Annotated in this window: 10 protein-coding genes; 5 read left to right on the plus strand and 5 right to left on the minus strand. The window is 70.8% G+C overall.

Annotated features, from left to right (window positions below):
- Positions 1-271: 271 nt before the first annotated feature.
- The 3 genes from H537_RS0127865 (at position 272) to H537_RS45930 (ending at position 5,042) form a co-directional block, all read left to right on the plus strand.
- Positions 272-3,856, plus strand: a complete 3,585-nt coding sequence (locus H537_RS0127865; RefSeq protein WP_238446826.1) for a Dyp-type peroxidase — start codon at positions 272-274, stop codon at positions 3,854-3,856.
- Between the two features lie 64 nt (positions 3,857-3,920).
- Positions 3,921-4,346, plus strand: a complete 426-nt coding sequence (locus tag H537_RS45925) for a MerR family transcriptional regulator (protein WP_043460348.1) — start codon at positions 3,921-3,923, stop codon at positions 4,344-4,346.
- A gap of 63 nt (positions 4,347-4,409) precedes the next feature.
- The gene (locus H537_RS45930) at positions 4,410-5,042 is read left to right on the plus strand and encodes an NAD(P)H-dependent oxidoreductase (protein ID WP_051243382.1); all 633 of its coding nucleotides are present in this window, start codon (positions 4,410-4,412) and stop codon (positions 5,040-5,042) included.
- A 43-nt stretch (positions 5,043-5,085) separates the two neighbouring features.
- On the opposite strand, the gene H537_RS55935 is transcribed toward H537_RS45930, so the two are convergent.
- A complete protein-coding gene (locus H537_RS55935) occupies positions 5,086-8,760 on the minus strand; it encodes an FAD-dependent oxidoreductase (RefSeq protein ID WP_064736063.1) in 3,675 nt (1,224 codons plus the stop codon).
- A gap of 10 nt (positions 8,761-8,770) precedes the next feature.
- The gene (locus tag H537_RS45935) at positions 8,771-9,325 is read right to left on the minus strand and encodes a hemerythrin domain-containing protein (RefSeq protein WP_064736064.1); all 555 of its coding nucleotides are present in this window, start codon (positions 9,323-9,325) and stop codon (positions 8,771-8,773) included.
- Positions 9,326-9,464: 139 nt separating this feature from the next.
- Here H537_RS45935 and H537_RS45940 point away from each other — a divergent pair, with 139 nt between their 5' ends.
- Both H537_RS45940 and H537_RS0127900 read left to right on the plus strand, forming a co-directional pair.
- The gene (locus tag H537_RS45940) at positions 9,465-9,800 is read left to right on the plus strand and encodes a hypothetical protein (protein WP_043460350.1); all 336 of its coding nucleotides are present in this window, start codon (positions 9,465-9,467) and stop codon (positions 9,798-9,800) included.
- 301 nt (positions 9,801-10,101) lie between these two features.
- Positions 10,102-11,562 (plus strand): RNA polymerase factor sigma-54, encoded by a 1,461-nt coding sequence (locus H537_RS0127900; protein WP_029000482.1) that lies wholly within the window; start codon positions 10,102-10,104, stop codon positions 11,560-11,562.
- Positions 11,563-11,650: 88 nt separating this feature from the next.
- Here H537_RS0127900 and H537_RS45945 read toward each other — a convergent pair whose 3' ends face one another.
- The 3 genes from H537_RS45945 to H537_RS0127915 form a co-directional block, all read right to left on the minus strand.
- Positions 11,651-12,679: a cyanophycinase gene (locus tag H537_RS45945; protein WP_084150992.1), complete on the minus strand. Its 1,029-nt coding sequence runs from the start codon at positions 12,677-12,679 to the stop codon at positions 11,651-11,653.
- A 133-nt stretch (positions 12,680-12,812) separates the two neighbouring features.
- On the minus strand, positions 12,813-15,854 hold the full coding sequence (locus tag H537_RS0127910) for a hypothetical protein (protein WP_029000483.1): 3,042 nt from the start codon (positions 15,852-15,854) through the stop codon (positions 12,813-12,815).
- Positions 15,855-16,072: 218 nt separating this feature from the next.
- Positions 16,073-18,109 carry an AsmA family protein gene (locus tag H537_RS0127915; protein WP_029000484.1) on the minus strand — a complete coding sequence of 679 codons (2,037 nt, stop codon included), beginning with the start codon at positions 18,107-18,109 and terminating at the stop codon, positions 16,073-16,075.
- Positions 18,110-18,141 lie beyond the last annotated feature (32 nt).

Consider the following 18,141-nt stretch of genomic DNA (forward strand, 5'->3'; position numbering starts at 1 on the left):
GCGACGGCCGGCCGAAGCACGCGCATGGCCATCCCCCCGCCCGCATGCGGGCGAGGGGAGGCTGCACCGCGCCAAGCGGGAGCCGCCAAGGGCGCCTGCACGAATATCCTGCGCACTTCTTTCGCTGTTCCTGCCATTCCCGGCAAGCCTGAATAAATAGCCAGAAAGACGCGAAATATCTGCCCCCGCAGAAAAATTCTGGCCATCCATCGCAATATTTTGCGCAGACATCGTGGTTTGCCCTGAACCCCTGGCTTCAAATTGCCAAAGCTTGAACCTGCTCAAATTCGCGCGCCCGCGCTGCTGGAGCATGTGCGACGGCTTTCAATTCATTCCAGGGAGAAACCATGTTGCCGGTATCGTCAAGAGTGCCCAGAAAGGCCTGCTGGTACAGGCCGTCTTCGGTGAGGTCAGCACGCTGACGCTGCGCGACCACGGACCGGCCACGCGGCAAGCGGTGCTGGAACTGGTGCGGCATCTGGCCGAGGCCGCTGCGACGGCGCCGCAGGCCAGCGGGCTGGTGGCCGCGTTTTCGCCGGAACTGTGGGGCCGGTGGCATGACCGCAAGATCCCGGTCAGCCGCAAGGTGCTCAACCACAGCCCCAAGCTGCGCGACACCGGTGGCGACGTGCTGCTCTACCTGAAGACGTCCGACCTCGCCACCGCGCAGCGGCTCATGCACGATTTCAACGCCGCGCTGGAAAAGCTCGCGGACAAGATCGAGCGCGTTCCGGTGGGCAAGCGCAGCGACGGGCGCGTGATCGGCGGGCGTTATCTGGACGGCATCACCAATCCCAACGACCCGGTCAGCATGGCCGAGGACATTCTGGTGGACGGGCCGTACCGGGGCGCCGCTTTCGGCTTCAGCCAGAAATTCCTTTTCGACTGGCAGAGCATCGCCGCCATGGCCCCGGACAGCGAAGACGCCATGATCGGCCGCAATACCGACGGCGCCATCCTGCCGCAGGCGCCGGAGGACGCCCATATCCGCCGTGCCCACGTGCTGGACCCGAATGGCGACAACCGCAAGCTGCTGCGCCAGGCACTGCCTTTCGGCGAGGAGGCGGGCCATCCGGCCCGTGAGCAGGGCTTGATGTTCGTCGCCTTCTGCAATGAGCAGGAGCGCTTCGAGAAAATCCTGCACCACCTGATGGGCGAGATGCCCCATCGCCCGGTGGACCGGCTGATGTCGGTGGTGCAGGGAGTTTCAGGGGCCTATTGGTATGTGCCGGCTGCGGCTGAATTGAAAGTGCCCGCCGCGCAAAGCCTGCAGGAGGTCACGGAAGACGCGCACTGGCGCGTGCGCAGCCCCAACGGCTACATGTTCTACAACTCGCAGGATTACCTGCACCAGATGGCCGAGGGACGTTATCTGCCGGGCGATCCGCCCAGCCCGCGCCTGCTGTCCCTGCTGGGGCGCGCCTTTTCGCACTGGAACGACGGCTGGCTGCAGCGCAAGCCCTTTCCTCGCTTGCCGCACCTGGCGTCCCTGGTCACGAGCGACGAGGCCTGGGTGCTGAAAGGCTCGGTCCAATTGCGCAAGGGCCTGGCCAACAAGAAAACCCTGGAGGATTTGCTGTCGGCGCCCGCTTCGCCCCTGGCCCGCAACAACGACCTGCTGCGCATCTATCCGGAAGAGCTCATCGTTGGAATCATTCCCGATTTCACCCTGGGCCGCGGCAAGGAGGTGGTGCCGTATCTCACCGAGGAGGAGCGCATCGGCGGCTGGCTCAACGGCGAGCTCAACGAATGGTCGTCCATGGGCCATATCGTCCCCGACTATCCGCAGCTGGTCGCCAAGGGCTTGCGGCAACTCCTGGAGGAGTTGCATGAAAAGCAGCGCCAACCGGGACTTTCTTCCAGCCAAAAGGATTTCTACCTGTCCGCCATCTGGTCGCTGGAAGGGGTGCAGGCCTATCTGTTGAACTGGGCGCAGCTGGCCGAGGGTGCCGCGGAACAGGCCGGGCAGCCGGCATACGGCGACAACATGCGGCAGGTCGCGGACCGGCTGCGGCGGCTGGTGTCGGAAAAGCCCGCTGATCTTCTGGACGGCGTGCAGCTCGTCTATTCAGCGCACTGCTGCCTGCATTTGCTCGGCGAGCTGACGCCCATCGGCCGGCTGGACCAGATGCTCTGGCCGCTGCTGGAGAAATCCCCGCCGCAAATCAAGGCGCAGGCGCAGGACATCATCGACTGCCTGTGGCTGAAAATGGGCGAGAACGCCTTCATCAACCGCGCCAACATCACCGATTACGTCAATTACGGCACCACGGCGGTGTGCGGCGTGGGAGGCAATTTCCCGCAGGGCGGCGGCATCAACCAGTGGGTGCAGCAGATCACGGTGGGCGGTTATGTCGCCAACGACGAGGCCGTGCCGACCGGCGGCGCCAACCCGGTGACGCTGCTGTGCCTGAAGGCGGCGCGGCGCATCCCGGTGAACGCGCCCTCGCTGTCGCTGCGCGTCTACAAGGACATGCCGGACGAATACCTGCACGAAGCGGCGCAGAGCCTGCTGGCCGGCGGGGCACATCCGATCCTGTACCAGGACGACCGGCTGTGCGAGGCGCTGCGCCGCTCCGGCAGCGAGGTGTCGCTGCGCTGGGCGCGCGACTATGCGGCCGACGGCTGCTACGAGCCCATGCTGGCCGGCGCCACCGAATTCGCCTTCGCCAACGTCACGCCGATGCTGGCCCTGGAGCAGGCGCTCAACCAGGGCGCGACCTACAGCCAGGCCGGGCCGGAATACCTGCGCGGCATGAAGCAGGCCTTCTCCTCGCCGCCGGTGCAGAAGATCACCAGCTTCGACATGCTGCAGGCGCATTTCCTGCGCCAGCTGGAATGGGGCGTGATCCAGACCTACAACCTCATCCTGGCCAATTACGGCAACCTGGCCGGCATTTGCCCCAGCCCGCTGCTGTCGGTATTGATCGAGGGTTGCGTGGGTTCGGGCCGCGACTTGACCAACGGCGGGGCACGCTTCCACATGATCGCGCCCTTGTGCGTGGGCGTGTCCAACACCATCGATTCGCTCTACGCGATCAAGAAACTGGTGTTCGACCGCGGAAGCGCGATCACGACGCTGCCGGAATTGCTGGACTGCCTGATCAACGACTGGGGCTTCAACATGATCGAGCCCTACCAGAACCAGTTGATGGGCCCGGCGGCGGCGCAGGAGCGGGCGCGCCGCTACCAGGAATGGCGCGAGGTGGCGCTGCAGTTGCCGAAATGGGGCAGCGGGCATCCGGAGGTGGACGAGATCGGCCAGTGGCTGATGGAGCATCTGGTGCGGCTGTGCGTGGAGACGATCCGCAAGCCGCACCGGGCGCTGAAGCCGGCGCTGGAGAAGATCGCGCAAAACTACGGCGCCTTCGAGTTCGTCGTCACGCCGGGCATCGGCACCTTCGAGGGCTACGTGGGCGACGGCATGGCCTGCGGCGCTTCCGCAGACGGCCGGCGCAACGGCATGCCCATCGCGTCCGACCTGTCGCCCACGCCGGCGCCGCAGGACCTGCCGGCCGCACCGGCCTTCCGCAACATCTACCAGGCGCTGCAGTCCTGGCGCGGCGAGGCGATCGAATACGGGCTGTCGAACGCCTCGCCGGTGGACATGAACATTCCGGAGGCTTTCCCGCTGGAGGACCTGAAGCGCTTCGTGCGCGCCTATGCGCAGGGCGAGACCGGCTCCAACCTCGTGACGCTGACCTGCGCCGACCTGCCGACCTACCAGGCCGCCAGCGCGGACCCGGAGCGCTACAACCTCGTGCGCGTGCGCATGGGCGGCTGGACCGAGTTCTACGCCACCATGTTCCCGGCCCACCAGGAGCAGCACCAGCGGCGGGTGGTTTTCACGAGTTGAATCAGGTCGCGGCCCGCGGGCGCCCAACCCGGAGCGCCCGCGGGCGCATGAAGTCATCGATCCCATGTACATCGGTTCCCTGTCCCGCGCGGCCCAGGCCTCGCCCAAGGCCATCCGCCTCTACGAATCCCTGGGGCTGCTCAGCGGCGTGAAGCGCCAGGGCGCCTACCGCGTCTATGCCGAGCACCACGTCGTTCAGGTGCGGCTCATCCGCCGCGCGCTGGCGCTGGGTTTCAGGCTGGCGGAGCTGCAGCCCGTGCTGGCCGGCCGCGACGGCGAGCCGGATTGGGAGCAGGTGAGCGAATTCCTCAAGCGCAAGCAGGAGGAGATCGCCGCGGAGATCGTCCGGCTGGAGCAATTGCACGGGGACCTGGGCCTGGTGCTGGGAGAGATGCGCCAATGCCGCGTTGCCCTGGCCGATGCCGGCAGCGAGGCCTGCGGGCTGGCGCGCCCGGCCGCTGCGCGCGCCTTGTCGGCACAAAGCGCTTGACTCTGCCCCTAGGGGCAAGTCCCAGACTGCCGCTCCTTGGAAGCCAGGGAGGAAACCAAAAGCATGGGCAGCAAGCAAGTCCTGGTGATTTCGGCGCACTCGCCGAGTGGCAGCTTCGGCGCGGCATTGGCCGAGGCGTATGCGCAGCGGGCGCGCCGTGAGGGGCATGACGTGGAGCTGCTGTGCCTGGAGCGGCTGCGCTTCGATCCCGTCCTGCACGAGGGCTACCGCCACGTGCAGGCGCTCGAACCGGATCTGCAAAGGGCCCAGCAGGCCATCCACCGCGCCCAGCACCTCGTGTTCGTCTACCCGATTTGGTGGGGCAGCGTGCCGGCGCTGCTCAAGGGCTTCCTGGACCGTGTGCTCTTGCCGGGCTTCGCGTTCAAGTACCGCCCGGGCAAGAGCTTTCCGGACAAGCTGCTCGCGGGCCGCACCGCCCACATCGTCGCGACCATGGACACGCCGCCGTGGTACTTCCGCTGGATCTACGGCGCGCCGGGCCTGCGGCAGATGCAGAAGAACACGCTGGCGTTTTGCGGCATCGCGCCGGTGAAGACGCTGGCGCTCGGCCCGGTGCTGGGAGCGGATGAGAAGCAGCGGGCGCGCTGGCTGCGGGAGGTGCAGGCGCTGGCGGGGCGCATCCCGAAGGCCGCCGGCACGCGGACGGCTCCGGTGGCGGTTCAGCCGCCGACCTGATGCCGCCGCGCCGGCTTGCCGCAAATCACCCGCTGCCCGGCCTTCACCCCGCCTGCTGCTGCAGCGCCGCCCCGTCGGCCCGGCGCTGCGCCAGCAGCGTCATCACCAGCTCCGCCGCCTGGCGGCCGGCGGTGAAGGCGTGCGGCGCGCCCTCGGGCTGCCAGCGGCCGTGGTGGCCGGCCAGCACGATGCCGTGCTCGGCGAACCACTGCCGGATCAGCACCAGCGACGCCTGCTGCGTCGCATCGGGCAGGGCGCGCGCGCAGGCCAGGTCCAGCTGCGAGGCGAACTGCACCGGGTCAGCGCTGCCGAACAGCCCGATGCGGCGGCAGTCCTCGATCACGCGGTCGATCAGCGCCGCGCCCTCGCAGGGCAGCGGCTTGTCAGGGCCGTAGGCGATCTCGCAGCACAACGCAAAGCCGGCCGGGGCGTTGTTGTGCGGGCTGGCGTTGCCCTGCACGAACACGCGCTGGAACACCGTGCCCGCCGGCGCCGTGATCCAGTGCGCCTCGGTCAGCGCCTGGCGCCCGGGTGCCAGGCCCAGCCCCAGGTTCACGCAGCGCAGCGAGCCCTGGCGCAGCCCGCGCGCGGCGTTGCGCAGCTCGGCCGGCGCCTCGTCGCCGCAGGCCTGCACCAGCGCCGGCAGCGGCATGGTGCTCACCAGCGTGTCGAAGCGCAGCGAGCGCCCGTCGTCCAGCCGCACCGTGCGGCGCGAGGGCGAGAGGTGCAGCAGCGTGGTCTTGCACGCCAGCTCGCAGTCCAGCACCGGCAGGAAGGCGTCCATCAGCGCCTGGAAGCCGCCGCGCACCGGGTAGCCGAAGTCGCGGTCCTCGCGCAGCGGCGGCAGCCCTTCCTGCGAGACGGCGTGGTCCGCGTGCTGCACGCGCGGGGCCTGCCAGTGCAGGTTGTCGCCCAGCAGCCGCTCGGCCAGCGCGCGCACCTCGGCGTCGGCCGACTGCAGCACGTGCGCGCCGTGGTCGAAGGTGTAGCCCTGCTGGTGCACCGAGCGGCAGCCGCCGCCCACGTGCTCCTCGCGCTCCACCACCAGCGTGTCGTGGCCCTCGCCGTGCTGCCCCAGGTAGTAGGCCGCCGCCAGCCCCGTGGCGCCGCCGCCGATGACCAGATGCCGCACCGCCGGCGGCTGCGCCGAGGCCGGGGTGCGGGTGAGCGTCGCGGCAGCGGTGTTTTCCGCGCTCTCGGCCGGCGCCAGCCCGGCCAGCTCGCGCAGCGCCGCGGGCGAGTCCACCGTGGAGTCGCGCAGCGCCTGGCGCAGGCAGCGCAGCACCGTGCGCGCGCTGCGGTCCCACGACACCTTGCGCAGCGCCTCCTGCATGCGCCCCACCAGCAGCCGGCGCTGCGCCTCGGTGAGCGCGAGCATCTCCTCGCAGCCGGCGATGAAGTCCGCGGGGTCGCGCCCGATGCGCACCACGTCGCCGTAAGGCACCTCCACGTCGCGCACGGCGGTGGAAACCACCGGCTTCTCGCCGGCCATGTACTCCAGCGTCTTGGTCGGGCTGATGAAGCGCGTGGACTCGTTGAGCGCGAAGGGCATCAGGCACAGGTCCCAGGCCGCCATCAGGTGCGGCAGCATCGCGTAGCTCTGCATGCCCAGGTAGGTGATGTTGGCGCGCTGCGGCAGCGTGGCCGCGTCGATCTTGACCACCGGGCCCACCATCACGAGCTGCCACTCGGGATGGGCGTCGGCCACGGCCGCCACCAGCTCCAGGTCCAGCCGCTCGTCGATCACGCCGTAGAAGCCCAGGCGCGGCCCCGGACCGATGTTGGCCTGCAGCCGCTGCGCCTCCACCGCCTCGGCGCTGTCGGCCTTCAGGCGCTGCGGCGCGAAGTGGTTGACGTCCACCGAGCTGGGCAGGCAGTGCACGTTGGGATGCAGCGGGCGCTTGGCCTCATACAGTGCCGGGCCGCCGGTAAACACCACGCTGGACATCTTCATCAGCGCCGTCTCGCGCTGGCGCAGCTGCCTGGGCGCGTTCTTGAAGGCGGAGAGCTCGTCCATGCAGTCGTACACCACCACCCGGGGCTTGAGCGCGGCGACCAGCGGCAGCGCCATGGGCGTGTAGAACCACACCAGGCTGTCTTCCACGCCCTGCTCGCGCAGGAACTCCGCCAGCAGCGGTTTCAGCAGGCTGAGCTGGTCGTCGTGGAAGCCCGGGGACGTGACCGGCGTTCGCGGCACCAGCACTTCGAGGTTGGGCCCCTGCGGCACGCGGTCCACCCGCGGCTCGCCTTCGCAGTGGATGGGCTCCTCCACGAACAGCACGCGGTAGAACTCGGACAGGCGCGTGAGCAGGTGCTGGGGGCGCTGGTACACGAAGCCCCAGCGCAGGTGCGAGAACACGACCAGGGCGGGCAGGACAGTGCCCGGTGCGGACGAAGGGGGCATGGCGGTTCCTCGGTTGGGTATGAAGTCCGGTTGACCAGAGGGAAGAGGCAGGCGGGATGCCGGCTCGGCCAGCTGCGTCTGCCACCAGCGCAGCGCGCCGGCATATTCGGTGTTGAGCAGCCGGGGGAAGGCTCGGGGCGCTTGCGAAGGCGTCTCCTCGGGCGTCCCGGGTCCTTCCTCCATCGTCCCGGGGGCGCCCGGCTGCACGTCCCAGAGCCCGCTGCGGTGCCAGTGGCCGGGCGTGTCCCAGTCGGGACGGTCCACCACCGGGTACAGGCACAAGCCCTTGACCGGCACGCCGTCCACGCGTGCGCGCTGCACCTGCGTGGCCATGTCGTGCAGCCAGGCCACGCGGCCGGCGCCGACGTGGCTGGTCTCGGCCACGACGATGGGGCGGTGGTAGCGCTGCCAGGTCTCGCGCAGCAGCAGCGCCGGCGGCTTGCGGCGCGGGTCCTGCTCGTGCCAGCGCAGCCGCTTCTCGGTGAGCAGCTCCCACTGGCCGCTGTGGTAGTGGTTGACGCCGACGATGTCGAGCGCTTCCGGATGACCGCCGAGCTGCGGCTCGCTGCGGCCGGCCAGCATGTCCCAGGCTTGCCACTGGTAGGCGGCGACCTCGTCGGCCTGCGGCTGCAGCTCCGGGCGCCCCGGCGGCGGCACCACGTGCACCAGCGGGTCGATGTGCATGAAGCGCGCGCGCGGGTCGACGCGGCGGATGGCCTCCACCGCGGCCAGCGCCGCGCGCACCAGGCGGCGCTTGACGCCGTAGCCACTGGTGAGCGTGCTCTCCAGCGGCCCCTGCAGGCGCTGGCCGTAGGGATGCATCAGCCGGCTGGCCGAGACGGCCCAGGCCAGGAAGCTGATCTCGTTGATCGGCGTGTAGATGGGCGGCTGCTCGCTTTCCTCGCCCAGCACCCGCGCCGCGGCGGCGGCGAAGGCGGCGAAGCGCGGGATCCAGCCGTCGTCGAACAGGTCCACGTCCGGCGGCGTGCCGTAGTGCATCAGGCTCCACAGCAGCTGCACGCCGTGGCGCCGCGCGCAGCGCGCCATGAGGCGCGCGCGCGTGAAATCGAAGACGCCGGGCGCCGTCTCGGCCAGGCGCCAGCCCAGGCTCTCGCGCAGGCTGCGCAGGCCCAGCGCGGCGCACCGGGCGTAGTCCTCGTCCAGCCGCTGCAGGTGACCATTGGCGCGCACCATGTCTAGCGGCCGGCCGTGGGCGTTCACATGGTCGGCACCTTCGAAGCCGCCGATCCAGAAGGACCTCAGGGGTACATCGGTCGGCGGCAGTGGGGTTGAGTCGGTCGGCAGGACGGACATCGGCCTGGGCTCAGGCCTCGTTCTGCCCGGCCGTCAGCGACGCGGTCTGTTGCGGAAGCAGCTCTTCCATCAGCTCGGCCTTGCGCGATGCCATCTGCTCGCCCAGGGCGGCCCAGTCCACCTTGTTGCCGGCCTTCTCGCACTGCTCGAAGAGCTCGCCTTCCTCTTCCTTGATGTGGTGCTTCACGTACTCGCCCAGCACCGTGAAGGTGGCGGCGAACTTGCCGTCCATCTGTCCGGCCTGCTGCATGGTCTGCAGCTGCTCGATGAGCTGCTTGGCGGAGGCGTGCTCGACCTCGGCCTCGTCCAGCAGGTCCTGCTCCTTGAGCGCCTGGCGCACGGCCGGGTAGAAGATCTCTTCCTCCAGCGTGGTGTGCACCTGCAGCTCGCCGCAAGTCTGCTCCACCAGCTCCTTGCACTCGTCGGGCTGCTTCTGGGCATCGAGCTTCTCGAAGTCCTTGAAGGCCTTCTTGGCGCGCTTGTGGTCTTCCTTGAGCATGTTCAGCACCTGCTCGCGGGCGGCGACGGCGCCGGTGGAACGGGTGGTCTTTTCAGCGGTAGGCATGAGAAATCTCCTTGTGGGATGTCGAGTCGTCGATGGCGTCGTTTCGGCAAGCGACGTGCCCCGGGCACGAAGGCGGGCGGGAATGAAAGCTGCCGCCTCAACCATCAATCCCCCAGGCCAGGAATTCACAGGAGCTGCCATGCGAGAACCCAAAGAAGCCGTTCAGACGCCCCAGGACGCCGATCCCGGCCTGCCCAAGGGCGCACCCCACAACCCGCCCGAGGCGCAGCCCGGCCACGGCATGACGCAGGCATCCAAGGGCGGCGCGCCGGGGCCGCGGCTGCCGCACGAGCACGACGAGTCGGCGCACGACCAGGAGGCCACGGCCAACACCATCTCCGAGGAGTCGCAGCAGGCCTACGCCGACGCGGAGGCCGGGCTGCCGGACACCAGCTACGGCCACGCCACCGACCCCACCTACCACCGGCAGGTCACGCCCGGCAGCGCCAGCCCGCCGCCCAAGCGCACGCGCTGAGGCTTGTTCTTGCCGTGGCGCCGCAGCGCTTGCGGCAAAGCCGTTACGCCGGCGTTGCTCCCGCGGCGTCGCCTGCGGGTTGGAATCCACTTGCTCGAGCCGGTCTTTTTTTTGATTACAGATTGCAAGTGCTCGCAGACCTCTGGTGTGAGGGGAGGGCACCGCCCCGAGGGTCGTGGGCGCGCTGCGGCTGCATCAATCGTTACTACAAGTTCTCGGTCAGCAAAGCTGGCATGAATGGTGCGGACAGAGTGCCTGCCAAGACGCCGAGCGGGCGTCTATTCCAATGAGGAGCCACTGAATGAACGCACCCGTGCTTCGCACCGAGCACCGGCAGCAGCAGGCCTTGTCCCCCCGTCTGCAGCAAGCCGTGCGGCTGTTGCAGTTGTCGTCGCTGGATTTCGCGCAGGAGGTGATGGACGCGCTGGGCCGCAATCCGTTCCTGGAAGCGGATGAAAGCGAGGACGCCCCTGCTGCGCCCGATACCGAGGGCGCCCCGCTGGCGGCCGATGCGCTGACCAGCGTGACAGTGCCCGAGGCCACCGAAGCGCCCGATTACGGCAGTTCCGACAGCGCCATGGAGCGCGACGCCGAGCGCGACAGCTGGCAGGCCGACGGCAGCAGCGGCAACCGCAAGCGCGAGGACGGCGAGCTCAGCCTGATGGACACGATGGCGGTGCAGCACTCGCTGGCCGAGCATCTGCACGGGCAGCTCAACCTGCTGCCGCTGTCGCTGCGCGACATGGCGCTGGCCAAGGCCATCGTGGAGTCGCTGGACGACGACGGCTACCTGCGCGTGCCGCTGGAGGAGCTGGCGCAGGTGTGCGAGCTCGACCCGGAGGCCACGCTGGAGGAGATGCAGATCGCGCTCAAGCGCGTGCAGTCGCTGGAGCCCGCGGGCGTGGCCGCGCGCAGCGTGCAGGAGTGCCTGCTGCTGCAGCTGCCGGCCATCGAGTGCTCGCACCAGCGCGCGCTGGCGCAGGCCGTCATCAGCGAGAAGCTCGACGCGCTGGCGGCCAAGGACGTCAACTCGCTCTCGCGCTTCCTCTCGCGCCCGGTGGAGGAGGTCGAGGCCGTGTGCGCGCGCATCCGCCGCCTCGATCCGCGCCCGGGCTGGCGCTACGGCGCGGCCAACATCCAGTACCTCACGCCCGACGTGATCGTGCGCAAGGTGCGCGGCCAGTGGATCGCGACGCTCAACCCGGCGATCGTGCCCAAGGTGCGGCTCAACCGCGTCTATGCCGAGCTGTTCCAGCGCCACCGCAACGGCATGCATGCCGAGCTGGCGGCGCACCTGCAGGAGGCGCGCTGGACGGTGCGCAACGTGGAGCAGCGCTTCTCCACCATCGTCAGCGTCGCGCAGGCGATCGTGAACCGGCAGCGCCACTTCCTGGAGTACGGCGCGATGGCGATGAAGCCGCTGGGCTTGCGCGAGATCGCCGACGAGGTGGGGCTGCACGAGTCGACCGTCTCGCGCGTGACCAACAACAAGTACATGGCCACGCCGATGGGCGTGTTCGAGCTGAAGTACTTCTTCTCGCGCGCCATGGCCACGGCCGGCGGCGGCACCTGCTCGGCCACCGCCATTCGCGGGCTGATCAAGGACATGATCGAGGCCGAGCGCGCCGAGGCGCCGCTGTCGGATGCCGAGATCGCGCGCCAGCTCGCGCGCCAGGGCCTGGTGGTGGCGCGCCGCACCGTCACCAAGTACCGCCAGACGCTGCGCATCGAGGCAGTGGAGCGGCGCAGGAAGCACACCTGAGCGTTTGCTGCTGATGCGCACCGGGGCCGGCCGGTGCCGCGTCGCGGACGCCGCCGGGCTCTGACGGGCCCGGCGGCGTTTTCACGTCTCACACCGCCCGCACCAGCACCTCCACCGCCTCCTGCAGCCCCGGCGCCGCCACTGTCGCGCCGTCGGCCTGCAGCCCCAGCCGCTGTCCTGCCTGCAGCACGTGGATGCGCAGCCCCGCGAGCGTGAGCCGGTCGCCGGGTTGCGCGCGCTCGATGCTCGACGCCATGTGGCGGCCGTCGAGCAGCGTCACCGCGCCGGTGCCCACCACCTCGATGGCGCCGCGTTCCACCACCAGCGCCGTGTCCTCGTCGATGCCCACGCCCAGCAGCTGCGGGTGCTGCGCCACGGCCGACATCAGCCGCGCCAGGCGGCGGCGCTCGGAGAAGTGCTGGTCGATGATGGCGCCGGGCATCAGGTCCAGCCCCTCGTCCAGCAGCACCACGTCCTTCTCCGGCAGCAGCGGGGCACGCCCGCCGGCCAGCATCTGGCGCGACAGCGCCGCGGCCCCGGCGCTGGTGCCGGCCACGCACAGGCCGCGCTGCGCCCGCGCGCGGCGCATCGCCTCGGCCACCGCGCTGCCGCCCAGCACCGACAGCAGCCGGCGCTGGTCGCCGCCGGTGAGGAAGACACCGTCGGCGGCCAGGATCTCGCGCACCGCCGCCGGCGCGTCGGCCTCCTCGCGCGAGGACAGGCCCAGCTCCACGCAGTGCTGCACGCCCAGCGCCGCGAAGGCGCGCTCGTAGCCGGCCCACAGGATCTGCGGCACCGTGCTGGCGGCGGTGAGCACCACGATGCGCGCTTGCGGCCCGCCGCAGTGCTGCACGAAGCGGCGCAGCACCGCCATCTCCTCGCGTCGGTCCTCGTTGCCGCCGATGGCCAGCAGCACGGCGCTGGTGTCGCCTTGCAGCGGCGCGGTGGGCTGTCGTCGCCGGTCCTCGCGCACGCCGGGCGCGCCGCCGGCGCGTGCCGGCGTGGTGGCTCGGGCCTGGGTGAAGGGCAGTGTGGAACCGCCCAGCGTGGCCAGGCTCAGCAGCATGGCCCTGCGGTGCTGCAGCAGCCGGCTGAAGGCGCGGGGAACACGTTTCATGGGACTCCCTGAAGAACGAACGGTGCCTGTGTTGGAGGAGCGCCCCCGGGGCGCGGTTGCGTAAAGAAAAAGAAAAAGGCGCCCCGTGGGGGGCGCCTGCTCAAGCGGCGCCTGACAGCGCGCCGCCCTTACCTTAGCTCTTCGAGCTGCCGGACGAGGAGCCGGAGGAACCCGACGCCCCCGGGCTGCCGCCGGAGGAGCCGATGGAGGTGGCCGAGCTGCCGTTGCTGCTGCCGGTGGCGCTGCCGCTTGCGCTCTTGCCGCCGCTACCGGCGCTCATGCTGCTGCTCGAACCCAGCCCGCCGGTGCTGCCGCTGCCGGACATCGCGCTGCCGCCCGAGGTGCTCAGCCCCGCCGCCGAGGAGGCGCCGCCGGTGCTGGTGCCCGAGGACACGTTGCTGCTGCCGGAGGACGAGGTCGGACTGGAGCCGCTCTGGCTGCTGCCGGAGGACAGGCTGCCGGTGCTGCCCGACTTCTCGGCGCTGCTGCCGCTGAGGCTGCTGGGCGCCGTGGACAGGCTGCTGCCCTGGCCCGCGCCGGTGCTGCCGCCGCCGGCGCTCAGCGAGGAGCCGCTGGCGCCGCTGCCACCCGTGCTGCTGCTGCCCGTGCCGCCGGCGGCCTGGCTGCTGCTGGCGGACTGGCTGCCCGAGGACAGGCTGCCGGCACTGCCGCTGTGGCCCGTGGTGGCGCTGCTGCTGCCCAGGGCGCGGTCACTGTCGCTGCCGCGGCTGAAGTCGGAGCTGCCGCTGCTGCTGTCCAGCGAGGACAGGCTGGCCCCCAGGCCCGCGTTGCTCTGGCTCAAGCCGCCGGTGGAGGAGGCGCTGGGCTCGCCGCCGGAAGCACCGGACTGCGAGCCCATGGTGCCCGGCGTGCTTTGGTTGCCGAAGCGCTCGGCACCCAGCCCGCCCGAAGCGCCGCCAAGTCCGCCGCTCTGGCTGCTGCTGCCGCTGCCGCTCTGGCTGCTGCCGCTGCTCAGCGAGCTGCTGCCCGATGAACTGCTGCCCTGCGAGCCGCCGCGGCTGCTGCGCCATTGGCTGAACTCGTCGCTGAACTTCTTGTAGCGGTCCTGGCGCCAGCTGCGGTAGTCGTCATCCAGGCTGCGCATCTGCTCGGTGCGCCATTGCTGGTACTCGGGGTCGAAGTGCTCGCCCTCGTGCGAGCCCTGCGATCCGTGCTGGCCCCCGGAGGAGGACTGCTGCCCGCCGTAGCCGCGTCCCTGCGAGCCCTCGAAGCTCTGCGAGCCGCCCCAGCTGCCCCTGCCCGAAGCGCTGCCGCCGCCTTGCTGGTGCAGGTTGCCGCTGAACTGGCTGGCCTGGTGGCTGCCGCCGCCGTAGCTGCCTTGCGAGGGGCCGCCCTGCTGGCCGCTGCCGTAGGAGGAGCCGCCCTGCTGGCTGCCCCCGTAGCCGCCGGACTGGCTGTGCTGGCCGCCGTATCCGCTGCTGCCGCGCATGTCGTCGCCGTAGCCGCCCTGGCCGCCGGACGCCGAGGCCGCCGCCTGCTGGATCACGCCATGGCCGGACTGGCTGTGCTGGCCGCTGCCGTAGCCGCCCTGGCCGCCCCATTGGCCGCCGCCTTGCTGGCCGCCGAAACCAGACTGGCTGTGCTGCGGGTTGCCGCCGAAGCCGCCCTGGCTGCCGTGCTGGCTCATCTGCGTGTGCTGGCCGCCGTAGCCGCCGGACTGGGTGTGCTGGCCGCCGCTGCCCTGGTGCTGGCTGCCGCCGTACTGCTCGCCGCCGCCGAAGTTGGTCAGGTGCTGCTGGCCGCCCTGGCGGTTCTCGTTCATGCCGGCGCCGTAGGTGCTGCCCTGCATCCCGCTGCCGTAGCCGCTGTGGTGCGTGCCGCTGCCGCGCATGTCGTCGCCGTAGCCGCCCTGCGGGCTGCTGTGCAGGCCGCCATGCTGGCCGCCGCCGGCGAGGGTGCTGGCCTGCATGCCGCCCTGGCGGCTGCCGCCTTGTCCGCCCTGGCCGCTGTAGCCGCTGCCCATGCCGCCGCCCATGCCGCTGTGCTGGCTGCCCCACTGGCCGGCCTGCTGGTCACCGCCCCAGGCACCGCTCATCGAGCCATGCTGGCCGCCGGTGAAGCTGGTGGCGTGCTGGCCGCCGCCGAAGCCGCCGCCGGACTGGCTCTGCTGGCTGCTGAAGCCGGTGCCCGACTGGCCGCCGCCCGTGTACTGCTGGCCCCACTGGTTGCCCTGCTGGCCGCCCTGGGTGTGCTGGTAGCCGCCGCCGCTCTGGCTGTGCTGGCCGCCCTGGTAGCCGCCGTAGCCGCCCTGGGCGCCGTAGCCGCTCTGGCCCATGCCGCCGCGCATGTCATCCGCGTAGCCGCCCTGGTTGCCGCCGTGCTGCTGGCCCAGATTGGCCCCCTGGCTGTGCTGGCCGCCTTGCTGGCCCCACGGGCTGCCCTGCTGCTGGCCGCCCGAGGCGGAGGACTGGCTGTGCTGGCTGCCGTAGATGCTGGAGGCGCCGGCCTGCTGGCCCCAGTCGCGCTGTCCGCCCCAGCCGCCGCCTTGCTGGCCCTGGCCGCCGGACTGGGCGTGCTGCTGGCTGCCCTGGTAGCTGCCTTGGTAGTGGCCCTGGTGCCCACCCTGGGCGCTGTGGGAGCCGTAGTCGGTGCCCGGCTGGTTGCGGCTCTGCAGGCCCCAGTTGCCGCCTTCCTGCTGGCCGGGGAGGGAGCCGGACTGCGCATGCTGGCCGCTGCCCTGGTAGCTGCCTTGGTAGGCGCCTTCGTGGCCGCCGTGCAGGCTGTGCGAACCGTAGTCGGTGCCGCCGCCTTGCTGGCGTCCCTGCTGGCCGCCTTGCTGCTGCTGCTGGCCGCCCTGGGTGGAGCGGTCGGTGCGGCCCATCTGGCCCAGGCCGCCGAAGGCGCTGCCCTGCTCGAAGCTGCCGCTACCCGAGTTCTGGGCGTGCTGCTGGGCGCTGTGGTCGTCGCGGCCGGTCCACTGGTCGCTCTGGGAGCCGCCGTAGTTGGCGTCGTTGCCCATGCCGCGGCCGTAGGCGCCGCTCACCTTGTCTTGCGCGCTCTGCTGGCGGCCACCGCTGTAGTCGCCGTAAGTGCTGCCGGCCTCGGTACGCTGGCCGGCGCTGTAGCCGCCTTGCTCGTGCTGCTGGCGGCCCTGACCCGACCGGCCTTCGTCGCTGCGGTAGTCCTGGCGGCCGGATTGGTCGTGCTGGCTCATGTGTTGTCCTTTCATGGTTGCTCGTCGCTACCGACGTCATGACTTGCGCGGCGGCTGCGGCCGTGGCGCGGGGGCGTCAGTCCTGGGTTACGGCAAGGCCTGTTCCCAGGGGGTGTGGCTGGAAAGAGACGGGCAAGTGCCGCGATGTGGGGCACACGTTGGCTACCGGCAGTGCCCGCGCTTCGCGGCCGGGTGGCGCTTCAGGCGCGCCACGCCCTTCAGCGACTGAACTTCTGCAGCGTCTGCTGGCAGCCAGCCTTGTCCTGGTCGCCGGGGTCCACCAGCGGCAGGATCGCCGCCAGCGGGTTGACGAAGGCCAGTGCCGCCGCGGCGCCGAGCTTCAGGGCCAGCTTGCCCTTCTCCAGCCCCACCTCGGGCTCGGCGAAGCTGCCCCGGACGTGCACCGGCGAGCGCAGCGACAGCGGCGAGAAGTCCTTGGGGCGGGCCGCGAGGGTGAGGTCCAGGCTCTCCTTGGCCAGCGACACCTCGCCGCTGGCCAGGATGGTGGTGTCGCTGGTGTCGAACACCGCCACCTCCGGGCGCACCAGCCCGTCCTGCACCTTCACCCGCACCACGGCGCAGTTCAGCGGCAGTCGGTTGTCTCCCTTGACCAGCACGCCCAGCGCCTGCGCCACGTCCAGGCCCAGGCCCTCGATCAGCAGGTGCGACAGCGTGCCGTTGCGCACCCACAAGTCCATGCCGCCATCGAGCGAGGCCAGCATGGCGGCGGTGGATCGGCCCACGCCGCGCAGCTGCGCCTGCCCGCCCAGGATGCCGCTGACGTAGCCGGGTGCCGGCTTGTCTTGCCCGCGGTGCTCGGCGGCGGTGACGTTGCGCGGCTTGACGAAGCGCTCCAGCTGCACGTCGGACCAGCGCAGGCCGGCCTGCCACTGCGGCTGCTTGGTGCGGGCGTCCAGGCCGATCTGGCCGCGCAGCTCGCCGCCGGCGGTGCGCGCCAGCAGGTCCTGCAGCGTGAGCACGCGGTCCTTCAGCAGCACCCGGCCCTGCAAGGGGTGAAAACTCTCCAGCGCACCGGTGCCCAGGAAGGCGTTGTCCAGATCGATGCGCACGTCGGCCTGCATCCGGCCCAGCTCGGGCAGGTCGAAGTCCTGTTGCGGCAGCACGCGGCTGCGCTTGGCCGGCGGCGCGGACTGGCCCGACCCCTCACCCTGGGCGGCGGCGCCCAGCGCAGGGGCCAGGTCCGACAGCGCCAGCCGCTGCCCGGCCAGCGTGCCGGCCAGGCGCGGCGGCTTGAGGGTGGGGTCGAAATCGAACTCGCCGTGCATGCGGCTGCTGCCCACGGTGAAGGACTGCACCAGCGCATGCCAGCGCAAGTCCTTGCGGGCGATGTCCCCCGACATCTCGAAGGGGCCGGTGGTCGGCAGCGCCAGGCTAAGGAAGCCGCCGGCGCCGGCCAGCGAGGCGCCCTTGACGTGGAAGCGCGCCTGCAGCGCGCGCAGTGACATCACGTCGGCGACGCGGCCGTCCAGGTCGATCAGCGTCTGCGCCGCCTCCAGGTGCAGCTTGATGGGGACGAGCTGCGAGCCGTCGCCGCCCACCAGCGGCAGCACGCCGCCGGCTTCCAGCCGCGCCGCTAGCGGCTTGCCCTGCCAGCGGCCCTCGGCCTGCGCGCGCAGCCCGGCATTGGCGCCGCCGGCGCTGCCTTCGCTGGTGCTGAGCCGGCCGTCCACCGACAAGGCGTGCTGCGCGTCCTCCAGGCGCAGCCGGCCCTCGCGCAGCTGCAGCTCGCCGAAGCGCGGCAGCAGCAGCGGCTCCTCCTCCTCGCCCTCGGCCTTGGGCAGCTTGGGCGGGCCGAACTTGAAGTTGGCGCGGCCGTCCTTGGCCTGCGCGAGGTTGGCTTCGAGCTGCTCCACCGTCAGCGAGGTGATCTCCACCGTCTCCAGCCCTTCGCCGCGGCGCAGGGCCAGCAGCGAGGCATACGGAACGGCCACGCGCAGCCCGGTGGCGTGCAGCAGCGGGCGCGGCTGCTTCTGGTCGTCGTACAGGAAAGGCTGACCCTCGGGATTGCCCAGCAGGAGTTCGCTGCACTGCAGCCGCACGGAGCCCAGCAGGTGCAGCCTGAAGGTGGGGCCGCAGCGGACCTCGCGCTGCAGCGCGGTGGAGAGGCGGCCTTGCAGCGGATCGCGCAGGAAACGCCAGCCCAGGGCTTCGCACAGGCCCAGGACCAGCACCAGCAGGGCCAGCGCTCCCAGCAGCCAGCGGCCGATGCGGCCGATGCGGAATGCGGTTGCCATGCCCGGAAGATCGGCAAGCCCCATGCCGCGCC

It is taken from the genome of Azohydromonas australica DSM 1124 (genome assembly GCF_000430725.1).
Taxonomy (GTDB): Bacteria; Pseudomonadota; Gammaproteobacteria; order Burkholderiales; family Burkholderiaceae_C; genus Azohydromonas; species Azohydromonas australica.